At 73.4% G+C, this 12,713-nt stretch carries 11 protein-coding genes and 3 tRNA genes; 7 read left to right on the top strand and 7 right to left on the bottom strand.

Going from position 1 to position 12,713, the window contains the following annotated elements; translation table 11 throughout:
• Positions 1 to 30: 30 nt before the first annotated feature.
• Genes ACGF0D_RS07095 through ACGF0D_RS07085 form a run of 3 tightly spaced genes read left to right on the top strand, consistent with a single transcriptional unit; the run spans position 31 to position 2,685 of the window.
• Entirely contained in the window at positions 31 to 948 is a 918-nt protein-coding gene (locus ACGF0D_RS07095; protein ID WP_392914231.1) for an NAD-dependent epimerase/dehydratase family protein, read from the top strand.
• Positions 945 to 1,640 (top strand): spherulation-specific family 4 protein, encoded by a 696-nt coding sequence (locus ACGF0D_RS07090; RefSeq protein ID WP_392868435.1) that lies wholly within the window; start codon positions 945 to 947, stop codon positions 1,638 to 1,640. Before ACGF0D_RS07095 ends, ACGF0D_RS07090 begins: the two co-directional genes overlap by 4 nt.
• A gap of 22 nt (positions 1,641 to 1,662) precedes the next feature.
• Positions 1,663 to 2,685, top strand: coding sequence for an endo alpha-1,4 polygalactosaminidase (locus tag ACGF0D_RS07085; RefSeq protein WP_392868437.1), 1,023 nt, complete (start codon positions 1,663 to 1,665; stop codon positions 2,683 to 2,685).
• 54 nt (positions 2,686 to 2,739) lie between these two features.
• On the opposite strand, the gene ACGF0D_RS07080 is transcribed toward ACGF0D_RS07085, so the two are convergent.
• Positions 2,740 to 2,940, bottom strand: a complete 201-nt coding sequence (locus tag ACGF0D_RS07080) for a hypothetical protein (protein WP_392868439.1) — start codon at positions 2,938 to 2,940, stop codon at positions 2,740 to 2,742.
• A gap of 153 nt (positions 2,941 to 3,093) precedes the next feature.
• Here ACGF0D_RS07080 and ACGF0D_RS07075 point away from each other — a divergent pair, with 153 nt between their 5' ends.
• From ACGF0D_RS07075 to ACGF0D_RS07060, 4 genes are all read left to right on the top strand, one after another.
• Positions 3,094 to 4,047 (top strand): aldo/keto reductase, encoded by a 954-nt coding sequence (locus ACGF0D_RS07075; RefSeq protein ID WP_392868441.1) that lies wholly within the window; start codon positions 3,094 to 3,096, stop codon positions 4,045 to 4,047.
• Between the two features lie 192 nt (positions 4,048 to 4,239).
• The gene (locus ACGF0D_RS07070) at positions 4,240 to 4,635 is read left to right on the top strand and encodes a WXG100 family type VII secretion target (RefSeq protein ID WP_392914230.1); all 396 of its coding nucleotides are present in this window, start codon (positions 4,240 to 4,242) and stop codon (positions 4,633 to 4,635) included.
• A gap of 13 nt (positions 4,636 to 4,648) precedes the next feature.
• Complete coding sequence (locus ACGF0D_RS07065) at positions 4,649 to 6,856, top strand: WXG100 family type VII secretion target (RefSeq protein ID WP_392914229.1); 2,208 nt, start codon at positions 4,649 to 4,651, stop codon at positions 6,854 to 6,856.
• Positions 6,853 to 7,911, top strand: a complete 1,059-nt coding sequence (locus ACGF0D_RS07060) for a hypothetical protein (RefSeq protein WP_392914228.1) — start codon at positions 6,853 to 6,855, stop codon at positions 7,909 to 7,911. The genes ACGF0D_RS07065 and ACGF0D_RS07060 overlap by 4 nt, the downstream gene beginning before the upstream one ends.
• A gap of 60 nt (positions 7,912 to 7,971) precedes the next feature.
• Here the strand turns inward: ACGF0D_RS07060 and ACGF0D_RS07055 are convergent, their stop codons facing one another.
• The 6 genes from ACGF0D_RS07055 to ACGF0D_RS07030 all read right to left on the bottom strand — a co-directional run bounded on the left by ACGF0D_RS07055 (position 7,972) and on the right by ACGF0D_RS07030 (position 12,549).
• Positions 7,972 to 8,973, bottom strand: coding sequence for a C40 family peptidase (locus ACGF0D_RS07055; protein WP_392914227.1), 1,002 nt, complete (start codon positions 8,971 to 8,973; stop codon positions 7,972 to 7,974).
• Positions 8,970 to 10,247 carry an SPFH domain-containing protein gene (locus tag ACGF0D_RS07050; protein WP_392914226.1) on the bottom strand — a complete coding sequence of 426 codons (1,278 nt, stop codon included), beginning with the start codon at positions 10,245 to 10,247 and terminating at the stop codon, positions 8,970 to 8,972. Before ACGF0D_RS07050 ends, ACGF0D_RS07055 begins: the two co-directional genes overlap by 4 nt.
• A gap of 194 nt (positions 10,248 to 10,441) precedes the next feature.
• Complete coding sequence (locus tag ACGF0D_RS07045) at positions 10,442 to 11,671, bottom strand: hypothetical protein (RefSeq protein ID WP_392914225.1); 1,230 nt, start codon at positions 11,669 to 11,671, stop codon at positions 10,442 to 10,444.
• 351 nt (positions 11,672 to 12,022) lie between these two features.
• Positions 12,023 to 12,098 (bottom strand) — tRNA-Arg (locus tag ACGF0D_RS07040).
• Positions 12,099 to 12,129: 31 nt separating this feature from the next.
• Positions 12,130 to 12,205 (bottom strand) — tRNA-Arg (locus ACGF0D_RS07035).
• 250 nt (positions 12,206 to 12,455) lie between these two features.
• A tRNA-Ser gene (locus ACGF0D_RS07030) sits at positions 12,456 to 12,549 on the bottom strand.
• Positions 12,550 to 12,713: the final 164 nt, after the last annotated feature.

Below are 12,713 nucleotides of genomic sequence, written 5' to 3'. Positions count from 1 at the left end.
CGCGGGCGTGGAGAGCGACGGACGGGCCGCGTGAGAATCCTGCTCCTCGGCGGCGACGGCTTCCTCGGCCGTCACGCCACCGCCGTCCTGCGGTCACTGCCCGGTGCCACCGTGCTGACCGCGGGCCGGCGGCCCACCCACGACCTCCGGCTGGACCTGGCCACCGCCCAGGCCGGCCCGCTCGGCGAGGAACTGTCCGCGCTGGCCCCCGACGCGGTGGTCAACTTCGCCGGCGCGGTGGCCGGCAGCGCGGTCAAGCTCGCCGAGGTGAACGCCCGCGGCCCGGCGGTGCTCTGCGAGGCGCTGTCCCTCGGCGCCCCGAAGGCCCGCCTGGTGCACATCGGTTCGGCCGGCGAGTACGGCGTCTGCGCGCAGGGCGAGTCCCTCAGCGAGGACGCCGACGCCCGCCCGGTCGGCGTGTACGGCGCGACCAAGCTGGCCGGCTCCCTCGCGGTGGCCGGCTCGGCGCTGGACGCCGTGGTGCTGCGGGTGTTCAACCCGGTCGGCCCCGGCGCCCCGGCGGGCTCGCTGCCCGGCCGGCTGGCCGCCGAGCTGCGCCGGGTGGCGCCCGAGGGCGCCGACGGCGTGATCACGGTCGGCGACCTCTCCGCGTACCGGGACTTCGTCGACGCCCGGGACGTGGCGAAGGCGGTCGGCCTGGCCGTCACCGCCGACCGCCCGCTCCCCCGGGTGCTCAACCTGGCCTCCGGGCACGCCCGGCAGGTCCGGGCGATCGCCGACGGGCTGGTCGCCGCGGCCGGCTTCACCGGCCGGATCGACGAGAGCGGGGCCGGCTCGGAACGCTCGGCCGGGGTCTCCTGGCAGCAGGCCGACGTGTCGGCCGCCGCCCGGGAACTCGGCTGGCGGCCGGAGACGGACCTCGCCGACACCCTGCGGGACCTGTGGCTCGGCACCGCCGGGCCCACGCCCGACCCGGTGGTCGCATGACCGCCGGGCAGACCCCCGACGGCCGCCTGCTGGTGCCGCTGTACGTCCACCCCGCGGTGGACCCGGCGGCCTGGCGGGCGGTCGCCGCCGCCGACCCCACCCGGGTCGCCGCCGTCGTGCTCAACCTCGCCGACGGCCCGGGCGCGGTCCCGGACCACGTCTTCGCCGAGGCGGCCGACGAACTCCGCGCCGCGGGGCTGCCGTTGGTGGGATACACCGACACCGACTACGGACGCCGACCGCACGCCGCCGTGGTGGCCGACATCCTGACGTACCGCCAGCGCCACGGCATCACCGGCGTCTACCTCGACCAGGTCAGCACCCACCCGGGCGCGCTGGCGCACTACCGGCGGCTGGCCACGGCCGCCCGCGCCGCCGGCTGCGGCACCGTGGTGTTCGGCCACGGCGAGCACCCGGACCCGGGCTACGCCGAGGTCGGCCTCGCCGACCTGCTGGTCACCTTCGAGGGCGACTGGGACGCCTACCGCGGCATGACGCTGCCGCTGTGGACCGGCCGGCACGCTGCCTCCCGCTTCTGCCACCTGGTCTACGACGTCCCCGTCGAACACGCCCGGGACGCCGCCGCCCTGATCGCCGCCCGGCGAGCCGGCGTCGGCTGCGCCGTACCAGGAGCCGGGGACAACCCCTGGCGCACCCTGCCGTACGGCCTGAACGCCGCTGAACTGACCTGACCCGATCCGGAGTCCGACTACCGTGAACCGTCGCAACCGGCTGCTTCCGGCCGCCCTGGCCCTCGCCACCACCACCGCCCTGCTGGTCAGCTCGTGCAGCAGCTCGGGATCGGAGGACGACCAGGACGCGGCCGACGGCACCCCCGGCAACTCCCCCGCGGCCACCGCGCCGAGCACCCCCGGCACCCCCGACGCGACCAGCGCCGCGCCGGACACCCCGGCCCCCGCACCCACCGCTCCCGGCACCACCGTCCCGGCCCCGGGCACGCCCGGCGGAACCCCACCGCCCGCCACCCCGCCGGGAACCGGCTCCCCGCCCGGCAACCCGGCACCGCCGCCGGCCGGCGCCCGCTGGCAGCCCACCCCCGGCCTGGCCTGGCAGTGGCAACTCGGCGGCGGCGTGGACCAGTCCGTGGACGTACCGGTCTACGACATCGACGGCTTCGAGAACGACGCCTCGGTGGTGGCCGCCCTGCACGCCAAGGGCCGCAAGGTGATCTGCTACATCAACGCCGGCTCCTGGGAGGACTTCCGCCCCGACTCCGCCGCCTTCGCCAAGTCCCTGCAGGGCTCGGACACCGGCTGGAAGGGCGAGAAGTGGTTCGACATCCGCAAGCTCGACCAGCTGAAGCCGCTGATGGCCGCCCGCTTCGACATGTGCAGGAGCAAGGGCTTCGACGCCGTCGAACCGGACACCATCGAGGCCTACAACCAGAACAGCGGCTTCCCGCTGACCGCCGACGACCAGCTCAGGTACAACCGGATGCTGGCGCAGCTCGCCCACGAACGCGGCCTGGCCATCGGGCTCAAGAACGACCTCGACCAGATCCCGGCGCTGCTCGGGGACTTCGACTTCGCGGTCAACGAGGAGTGCTCGCAGTTCGACGAGTGCGACCGGGTCGCCCCGTTCGTCAAGGCGGGCAAGGCGGTCTTCCACGTCGAGTACAAGCTCGACACGGACCAGTTCTGCGCCAAGGCCAAGTCGCTGGGCTTCAGTTCGATGCGCAAGAAGCTCGAGCTGAACGCCTGGCGCAAGCCCTGCTGAGGAGTTCCTCCACCGTCGCGCGGGTGACCCGGACGAGGGCCACCCGCGCGAGGGTCACTTGACCGCCAGCCAGATGACGCCGCCCAGGACGACCAGCGCGACGACGGCGATCAGCGCGATCACGCCGGTGCGACTGCCGCTCTTGCTGCTGCCGTAGGTGGAAACGTTGCCCGGAGCCTGCGGGGCCGGGCTCTCGTCGACGAACGCCCGGAACATCTGGGTGCTGCCGGCGGAGTCGTAGTCGTTGTCAGCCATGGCAGGGACTCTAACGAATCGGCCCACCTCAGGCACACCCCGGACCCCCGTCGCGCGGGACACACCACCCCCACGTGCGACAGCGGTACGAAGGGCTCGTGAAACCGTACGGTTCACGGAACACACCCCGCCGCGATCCGGTTGACTGGGATCATGACCGGAAACCACAGCCGGGTGAGCCTCGGCACCTCCGACCTGTCCGTCTTCCCGCTCTCCCTCGGCGGCAACGTCTTCGGCTGGACGGCCGACGAACAGCAGTCCTTCGCCGTCCTGGACGCCTACGCGGCGGCCGGCGGCAACTTCGTCGACACCGCCGACGTCTACTCCTCCTGGGCGCCGGGCAACACCGGCGGCGAGTCGGAGACCGTCCTCGGCAACTGGCTGCGCAGCCGCGGCAACCGCGAGGACGTCGTGATCGCCACCAAGGTCGGCATGCTCGCCGAGCGCAACGGCCTGGGCGCCGCCAACGTCAAGGCCGCGGCCGAGGACTCGCTGCGCCGCCTGGGCGTCGAGCGGATCGACCTCTACTACACCCACCGGGACGACGACACCCCGGTCGAGGAGTTCGTCACCGCGCTGGACGAGCTGGTCCGCGAGGGCAAGGTCCGGGCGGTCGCCGCCTCCAACATCTCCGCCGAGCGGCTCGCCGAGGCGCTGGCCTTCGCCGACCGCGAGGGCCTGGCGAAGTACGTCGCCGTCCAGCCGCACTACAACCTGGTCTCGCGCGACACCTTCGAGGGCCCGCTGGCCGACGTCGTCGCCGAGCACGGCCTGGCCACCGTCCCGTACTACGCGCTGGCCTCCGGCTTCCTGACCGGCAAGTACCGTCCGGGCGTCGGTGACGTGGCCAGCGCCCGCGCCGAGGGCGCCGCCCGCTACCTGGCCGAGCCGCGCGGCCCCAAGGTGCTGGAGGCACTGGACACCGTCGCCGCCGAGCAGGAGGTGGAGCCCGCCTCCGTCGCCCTGGCCTGGCTCGCCGCCCGACCGACGGTCGCCGCCCCGATCGCCAGCGCCCGCACCGTCGAGCAGCTCCCGGCGCTGCTGGCCGGCGCCACCCTGAAGCTCACCCCGGAGCAGACCGCCCTGCTGGACGCCGCCTCCGCCTGATTCGCGCCGGTCCGGAAGCTCCCCCTCGCAGGCCGCGAACTCGCCCCGCTCCGGGCGCGGTTCGCGGCCTGCGGCGTTCCGGATCACGTCCGCCGGCTCGGGAACCATCGACGGGGCCGAAAAGTCATGGTCAATGAACGACCAAGCACGGACCAAGACTTCATGACCGAGACGCCAACACGGGGGAACGCTTTGGCTGACAATCCTGCCTGGGACGGCCTGTTCGACGACGAGGACCGGAAGAAGTACGCGGGCCTGCGGCTCAACTCCGCCGGTGGCGGCGGGAGCGGCGGCAAGGTGACCGTCAGCCCCGCCGACCTGAAGGCGCGGGCCGCCGCCGTCGACGAGATCAGGGGCAACTTCCACACCGTCGACGACACCGCCGCGGAGAAGACCACCACCGCCTATGCCGCGCTGACCAGTTGGCAGACCGGCCCGGAGCTGCGCAACCGCTCCATCCGCTGGGACAGCCAGGTCTCCACCCTCGGCAACCTCCTCTACGACATCGCCGAGCGGCTGCGGAAGACCGCCGACCAGTACACGGCGACCGAGAACGCCAACAAGCAGAACCTGTCCGGCGGGAACTGAGGGGGCCACCACCGTGCTGAGCTACGAGATCGTCCGCAACGCCAGGATCGAGCCGCTGCACGCGGCCGCCGAGGAGTGGAAGACCCTCCAGGCCCGCTACGTCGGCCTGAAGGACCGGCTGACCGGCGAGGTCGCCGACAAGCTGGCCGCCGGCTGGGAGGGCGAGGCCGCCACCCAGGCCCGCGCGCAGATCAAGAAGGCCGCCGAACAGCTCGACGCCGCCGGAAAGGAGTCCGCCGACATCAGCGGACTGCTCGCCGACGCCGCCCAGCAGTTCACCGCCGCCCAGAACCTGCTCAAGAAGATCGCCGACGAGGACGGCCCCGCCGACCACCTGAAGGTGGACGGCACCGGAAAGGTCACCGACGTCCACCCGCTGCTCAACGACAAGAGCGCCCAGGAGGACCCCGAGTACCAGACGGTGTTCCTGCCCCAGCGCAAGCGCGCGGTGGAGAACCTGGTCCACAGCCTCGAAGCGGCGCTCCAGCAGGCCGCCGACGCGGACCAGGCCGCCGCCTGGGCGCTGCGCGCGGACCCGAACGGCGCGAACGACCACTCGTTCAACGCCAACGGCTACCACAGCCTCCAGGAGGCCACCGAGGCCCGCAAGGACCTCTCCGACGCGCTCGCCCTGGCCGGAAAGGGCGGCGACCTCTCGGTCGAGGAGCTGACCAGGCTCAACTCCCTGCTGGAGAAGCGCAAGAGCGACCCGGCGTTCGCCGAGCAGTTCGCCACCACGCTCGGCCCGCGCGGCACCCTGGACTTCTGGCGCGACGTCAACGACCCGGCGAAGTTCGGCAGGTACAGCAAGGAACGCAACGAGGCCGTGAAGCAGCTCCAGGCCTCGCTGGGCGCGACCCTGGGCACCGCCACCCAGAGCCACTCCAAGCCCATGCAGGACTGGGAGAACGAGATGATCAAGCTCGGTCCCCAGCTCGTGAAGCGCGAGGGCGGTGGCCCGATGCCACTGGGCTACCAGCTGATGAGCAGCCTGATGCGCTCCGGCGAGTACGACTCCGACTTCCTCAACTCCTACGGTGAGAGCCTGCTCAAGTACGAGCGCGACGCCAAGGTCGATCCGCAGGTGATCTGGGCGCCCGACTCCACCCAGCCGAAGTGGGACCACCTCGGCGAGGGCCGTGGCGGCGACGCCGTGGCCGGCTTCATGGAGTCGCTCAGTCACAACCCCCAGGCCTCCACCCGCTTCCTGGACCCGGGCGACCCCCGGACCAACGACCACCTCAAGTACCTGCTGGACGAGCGCGGTTGGCCGGACGAGATCCGCGACGGCAAGTACGTCCAGGGCCAGCACTCGCTCGGCCTGGCCATCGAGGCCGCCGCCACCGGCGACCGGGCGGGCCAGGAGGACACCGTCAGGCATCACAGCGAGGCCCAGGCCCGGGTCATGCGCGACACCGTCAACATGCTGGACGGCGGCATCGGCCACGAGAAGCTCCCGGCCGGCATGCAGCGCCCGATCGCCAACGCGCTGGCCGACTACACCGCCGACACCCACGACATCCTCTCCGGCACCAACCGCGCGGCCAAGGACCACTCCGGCGAGGACGCCAGCGGCGTCTGGGTCGACCCGGTCACCGGGGAGACCAGGATGGCGACCGACAAGGGCTCCCTGGTCCGGGTCCTGCGCGGCATCGCCGACGACCCCGAGTCCCACCACGTCGTCCAGCAGGCCGAGATGGTGCACGTCGCCCAGCAGCTCGCCGAACTCCCGCCCAACGTGGGCGAGAAGGAGTGGAAGGGCGTGATGGCCAACTCCTCGGTCGCCCTCGGCGTGTACGACGCCGTCCAGGCCGACGCCATCCTCGACGAGCGCGACGACGACACCAAGGTCAAGGCCTGGCAGGCCAAGGGCCTGTACCAGGGCATCGGCACCCCGCTGAAGCTCGTCCCGGTCCCCGGGGTCGGGGCGATGGCCCAGAGCCTGCTCGGTGACGGGATCATGGGGTGGCAGATGAACGCCACCGCCGAGATCAACGCGGCCGCGGCCGGCCGGATCGAGGCGAACACCCTCACCGGCGCCGACGGCCGCAGCGGACACGAGGGGATCAGCGCCATGGTCGAGAAGTGGCAGCAGCAGCGGGCCGGACTCAACCCCGACGCCCCGGCCGTCGACTGGGACGAGCAGCAGATGCGGACGATCTACAACACCGGCCGCAGCGACGCCGCCGCCGCCCTCGGCCGCGGGGGCGAGAACAAGTGACGGCCGAGCCCGCGGAACCGCGCGGGGCCCGTCGGCGGTGGCGGCTTCCGGTCGCCGCCGCCGTCGGGCTGGTCCTCGTCGCCGGCGCCGTGTTCTACCTGGGCGGCGGGTACGACCGCTGGCAGGACGGCCGCTCGCTGGCCGGGCTCTGCCACGGCAGCGTGGACACCGCCGAGGTCGAGGACCTGCTCGGGGTGGACCGGGCGCGCGGCAAGGACGCCAAGGTGCCCGAGGGCCTGGCCGCCTGCTCCGTGGACAACGCCGGGAATCCCGGCAACGGCTTCCTGGACGTCCGGATCGACCGGAGCCGGGAGCGGGCCGACGGGGCGCTGCACAGGCTCGGCCGGGACCGTCCGAACCTCTCCACCACCATGGTGATGCCGCTCGGCCACGGCCGCAGAGGCGTCCTGGACCTCCAGGGCCGGATCGGCGCGACCGCCGTGGTTGCCCTGGACTGCCCCGCCCCGAACTCCCCGGGCCTGCTGGTCACCGTCGGGGCCGTCCCGGCCAACGGCAAGGACGTCCTCGACGACCCGGCCCGCCGGGCCCGGTTCGCCCGCGTCGCCGCCCGCGCCGCGGACGGCGCCGCCCGGGTCTGGGGCTGCACCGCGCCCTCCGGACCGGAGATCACCGAGGTCCCGGCGGACAGCCGGTACGTCAAGGTCGCGGACGGCGCGGCCACCGGCACCTGCGCCGGCCTGTCCGGCACCACCAACGAGTCTGCGGCGGACCCGGACGCCCTGATCGAGGACTGCTTCCTGTACGCCGGCCAGGACGCCCCGCGCTTCCGCCTGGGCGCGTACTACCCGCCGTTCGCGGACGTCCTCCCCGCCGTCGCGGACTACCCGGTCACCGGCCCGGCGGGTGCCAAGGACGACGTGGCCTGGGCCACCGCCACCTGCCCCGGCGGCGCCACCGCCCTCTTCACGGTGGCCACCGTGTTCGACGGGAACCACACCGCCGCGCCCGACCCGGCCCTGGAGAAGGACGCCCTGCGGACCTTCGCCGCCCGCTCCGCCCAGCGCCACGGCTGCTCGGCGCCACAGCTGCCCTGAGCACACGGGACGGGTCCCCGGCGGCATCGCGCTGCCGGGGGCCCGTCACCGTTCTCGCGGCTACGGCCGCCCGAAGTGGGTCGGGTAGTAGCCCGAGTTGAGTGTCGAGACCCGGACGGTCTTGCCCGGCCGCGGCGCCTCCACGAACTTGCCGCCGCCCAGGTAGATCCCCACGTGGTGGATCCCCGAGGCCCGGCCGCTGTCGGACCAGAACACCAGGTCGCCGCGGCGCAGCTGCCCGGCGCTGATCGGCGTGGTCGCCGCGTACTGGTCGTCGGCCACCCGCGGCAGGCTGATCCCGGCGCGCCGGTAGGCCTGCTGGACCAGTCCCGAACAGTCGTAGCCGGACGGGCCGTTGCCGCCCCAGACGTACGGCTTGCCCAGCTGGGCGAGCGCGTAGCCGATGGCCGCCTCCATGCTCCCGGAGGCCGGCGCGGGGTTCGTCGACGGACGGCTCGCGGGGGGCGCGGGCTGGGCGGTGGCGCCGGCCGAGCCGCCGGACTGACCGGTGCGGCTCGCGTAGACGTCGTGGTGGCTGGTCCAGCGCCACTCGCCACTGCCGTTCTTGAACCAGTACTTCGACCCGTCCCAGCCCTGGCGCATCCCGGCGGAGGAGGCCGAGCCGTTGGAGACGGCCTGGGCGGTGGCGCCGGCCGAGCCGCCGGACCGACCGGTGCGGCTCGCGTAGACGTCGTAGTGGCTGGTCCAGCGCCACTCGCCACTGCCGTTCTTGAACCAGTACTTCGACCCGTCCCAGCCCTGCTTCCCGGCCGCGGCGTGCGCGGATCCGGCGCCGGCCGTCAGGCCGACGACGCCGGCGCCCGCCAGCACGGTGGTGGCCAGACAGGTGCTCCGCACGGCCCGGTGTATTCGGCTGCCGCCGGCCGCCGCCGCGGAGCGGGCGGTGCGCGGCCGGACGACGCAGTTCGGGCAGCCGCAGCCCTCGATCGCGGGGATGCGGCCGAGGCGCTCCTCGAAGCCGATCAGACCGGGATCACCGTCGGGGCCGAGCGGGCCCACGGTATCGGCGGGTTCGGCGTACGCGCCGGTGGCTATCCTCATGCGGGTCGTCCTTCCTTCCGCCCGGCGCGGGCGGCCGGGGGCGGTACCGAGGCGGCCACTCCGGCCGGGGCGACGAAGGCGACCAGCAGCTGTTCCATCAGCGCGCTGCGGGCGGCCTCGTCCAGTTCGTGCGCCGTCGCCCGCTCCAGACGGCGGACGGCGAGCGCCGCCGCCTCCACCGCGTCGTCCACCAGCACGGTCCGCAGACCGGCGTCCAGGTCGGCCAGCCGGCGGCGGCGCATCGACTCGGCCACCTCCGGCGCGTAGTCCAGGGCCAGCGGCTGCACCGAGTAGACCTCCAGGCCGGCCGGGGCGACTTCGGCGGCCAGCGCCCTGGTCATCTCGTCGGCGAACCACTGCCCGTCGCGCAGCGCCGGTCCGGGCGCGGCGTTGCTGTCGCACGGCAGGGTGGACGCGGTGCGGGTGAGTACCGCCTGGACCTGCTCACGCAGGTAGCTCTCGTGGTCCTCGATCGCCAGCAGCGCCCGTGCGGTGTCCTTGACCCGCCAGACGATCAGCAGCCGGACCACGATCGGCGTGCCGGTGCGGTCCACCACCTTGACCGGCTCGCTGCGCCAGTGCCGCAGCCGCACGTCCGCCCTCCAGCGGCGCAGCAGCGGGTTGACCCAGACCAGGCCGGTCCGGCGGACGGTGCCCCGGTAGCGGCCCCAACGGGTGAGCACCCGGGTCTCGCCGCCCGCGTTGGCCAGCAACCCGGAGAGCGCGGCCACCGCCAGCAGGCCGGCCGCGGCCGCCGCGGCGATCCACTTCGTGTCCACCTCCGCCAGGCCGCTCTCCCGCACGGCACTGCCCCGCAGGTCGGGCAGCGCGTCCCAGTACGGGATGACACCGGTGCGCAGCAGTACGAACAGCACGCCGGCCACGCCGATCAGCACCGCCAGGAGGGCAATCCAGCCGGGCAGCGCGGTGGCGGGCTGCTCGCGCAGCGCCTGGTCGGCGCGCGGCGGGCGCCGGGAGGTGGTGGCGGCCGTGGCCCCGGCCGTCGCGGGGTCCGGGAGTTCGACGGTCTCCGGGGCGGCCGACTCCAGCGGGTCGCGCACCACCGTCGCGCCGCCGGCCGGCGACGGGTGCGGGACGACGGCCAGCGGGGTGGTCGCCGGACCGCTGTCGACCGGGCCGCCCGGCTTGACGGTCCGGACGGCCGTGGCCCTGGCCAGCGGACTGGAGCCGGCGCCGGAACGTTCCGGCAGTGCCGGCGGGAGCGCCTTGGGCAGGTTGTCGGGTCGCTGCGAAGAATCGCGGGTGACGTCCATGCACGGATCCTCTGGGTCGGTGTGTCGCGCAACGGGCGGCCCGGATCTGACGGGCAGTGCCAGGGTCAGGCTAAGTTCATACGTCATCAAATGCGACATTTGAACCGAGGTGTGTCGACATTTACTGACGAATCATCCAAAGCCGACCTGACGCGCAGGCACATGAGTGGATGGTCGGGACAGTTCGGCGCGGGTCAGCGCCGAGGAGCACCGTTCCTGCGGGCGAACACCCGACGGGTGATCAGTCCGAGGCCGGTGAGCACCAGCAGGACTCCGGCGAGTCCACCGCGCCAGCCGTCCGCAGTGGGACGCCCGGACCAGCCCTGCGCGGCCACCACCGGCGCCGCCGGCGGCCGGGCGGCGGCCACCACCGGTGAGGCGCCGAGGCCGATGGCCGGAGTCCGGGTCGGAGCCGCGGTCAGGGCCGGGGTCGGGGGCGGGGAGACGGTCGCGGTGGCCGAAGGGGCGGGGACGGCGGGCCGGGTGGACACGGTCGGCGAGGTGGCCCTGGACGGCGCCACCGCAGGCACCGCCACGACGGACGGACTCGACGCGGCCGCCGCCGAACCCATGGCACCCGGGCCCGAGTTGGCCGGGCGCGACGCCACCGGATTCGACGGCTGCGGCCTCGGTGCGACCGGACTCGCGGCCGGGCTCGCGGCCGGGCCCGACTTGGCCAGGCGCGACGCCGCCGCGACGGACGGACTCGACGCGGGCGTCGCTCCCCCGGTGGCGACCCGCACCCGCACGAACTCCCCCGAGATCCCGTTGCCCACCCGGTCGGTCGCCGCGACGGTCAGCCACTGCTCCCCGTCCGCCAGGTCCCGGTTGGCCGCGCAGCTCCAACTCCCGTCGAACGCCACCGCCGCCCCGCACAGCACCGTCCGCCGGCCGACGTCCGCGCCCGCCGCGGCCCGCGCGGTGACCATCACGTTCGCGCCCGGATCCGCCCGGCCGACCAGCTTCGGACGGCCGACCCGCACGGTCTCCCCCGGAGCCGGCGAGGTGAGCACCGGCCGCTCCGGCAGGCCGGTGGCGACGACCAGCTCGCCCGGCGGCCCGGGCGTCCGGCCCCCCGTCACGTCGACCGCGAACGGGGTGAGCAGGTGCTGCCCGTCCGTCAGGTTCTCGACCGGCAGGCAGGACCACCGGCCGTCCGCCGGCACCTCGGTGATGCAGAGGTCGTCGCCCGAGTCCTGATCGACGACCGAGACGATGCCGCCCGCCTCGCCGGTGCCGGTGAGCCGCAGGCCCGGGTCGTCGGTGTCCGCGGGGACGGTGAGCGTGGGGACGTCCGGGGCCTCGGCGGAGGGCCAGGCGTCGGGGTACTGCAGGGCCGCCGCGAGCGGGGCGTTCCACGCGGTCAGCAGCCCGCTCGCGAGGACGGCCAGGGCGACAGCCGTACGGGGAAACTGTCGGCTCATCCGGCTCTCCTTCGCGGTCGGCTGCCTGGGCGCGGCAGTCTGCACAAGATCCGACAAAAAGGAATCACGATCCTGAGCCGGTCATATCGAGACACCTGGGCTTTTGACCGTGTCCCACCCGTTCGGCGGTCATCCGGGCGGCAGGACGGGATGTACCCGAAACGGCTGCATTTCATCCATTAGGCGGCAATCGACGCCACCCGAACGGACGCGGGAACGGGAGCACCGGACCCATCCGGCGGGTACCGGCCCCCGGGACGGGACCATCCACCCGGCGGCCCCGTTCGAATCACCCGCGGGGAACCCCGGAGAACGCGAGAAGCCCCCGGCCGTTGGCCGGGGGCTTCTCGATGGTGCGCTCAGCAGGATTCGAACCTGCAACCTCTTGATCCGTAGTCAAGTGCTCTATCCGTTGAGCTATGAGCGCAAGGAACGGGCGAACCCGATCTTGCGGAGTTTGGTGCGCTCAGCAGGATTCGAACCTGCAACCTCTTGATCCGTAGTCAAGTGCTCTATCCGTTGAGCTATGAGCGCTCGCCCTGGTGAACTCTGCCTCCGGGGCGTTGCGGGGACAACATTACATGACCTGCGGCGTAGGGCGAAATCGATTGATCCGGGCCCGCCCGGGGCCCCGCCACCGCCGCGCTCCCGACCGCTCCGGGCTGCTCCGAACCCGCTCCGAACGGTTCCGAACCCGCCCCGAACCCGCCCCGGGCCACCCCTGGTCCGTACCCGGGAACGCGAAGAGCCCCCGCCGACGAGATCGTCGACGGGGGCTCCCGACTGGCGGAGGCTGAGGGATTTGAACCCTCGATCAGGAATAACCCCGAAACCGCATTAGCAGTGCGGCGCCATAGACCGGACTAGGCGAAGCCTCCCCACAAGGAGCGTCTCCGCGCGAGCGGAACCGTTCCGTGTGTCAGTGATGATGCCACAACCGTGGGCCTTGGCACCAACCGCTGCCAACGTTACTAGGCGGGTCGTCCCCGCCGCAAAGAAGAATGAGATACTGCCGTCTCCGGAGGAGCTGCCCCGAGCCGAG

It is taken from the genome of Kitasatospora sp. NPDC048298, from assembly GCF_043201465.1.
Taxonomy (GTDB): domain Bacteria; phylum Actinomycetota; class Actinomycetes; order Streptomycetales; family Streptomycetaceae; genus Kitasatospora.
Note: the sequence above shows the minus strand (reverse complement) of the source record. Positions and strands in the feature narration are given on the sequence as shown.

Bases quoted from the DNA above. Each gene is read 5' to 3' on its own strand.
- ACGF0D_RS07045 (WP_392914225.1), bottom strand. From the start codon at position 11,671: ATGAGCCGACAGTTTCCCCGTACGGCTGTCGCCCTGGCCGTCCTCGCG.
- ACGF0D_RS07055 (WP_392914227.1), bottom strand. From the start codon at position 8,973: ATGAGGATAGCCACCGGCGCGTACGCCGAACCCGCCGATACCGTGGGC.
- ACGF0D_RS07075 (WP_392868441.1), top strand. From the start codon at position 3,094: ATGACCGGAAACCACAGCCGGGTGAGCCTCGGCACCTCCGACCTGTCC.
- ACGF0D_RS07080 (WP_392868439.1), bottom strand. From the start codon at position 2,940: ATGGCTGACAACGACTACGACTCCGCCGGCAGCACCCAGATGTTCCGG.
- ACGF0D_RS07050 (WP_392914226.1), bottom strand. From the start codon at position 10,247: ATGGACGTCACCCGCGATTCTTCGCAGCGACCCGACAACCTGCCCAAG.
- ACGF0D_RS07090 (WP_392868435.1), top strand. From the start codon at position 945: ATGACCGCCGGGCAGACCCCCGACGGCCGCCTGCTGGTGCCGCTGTAC.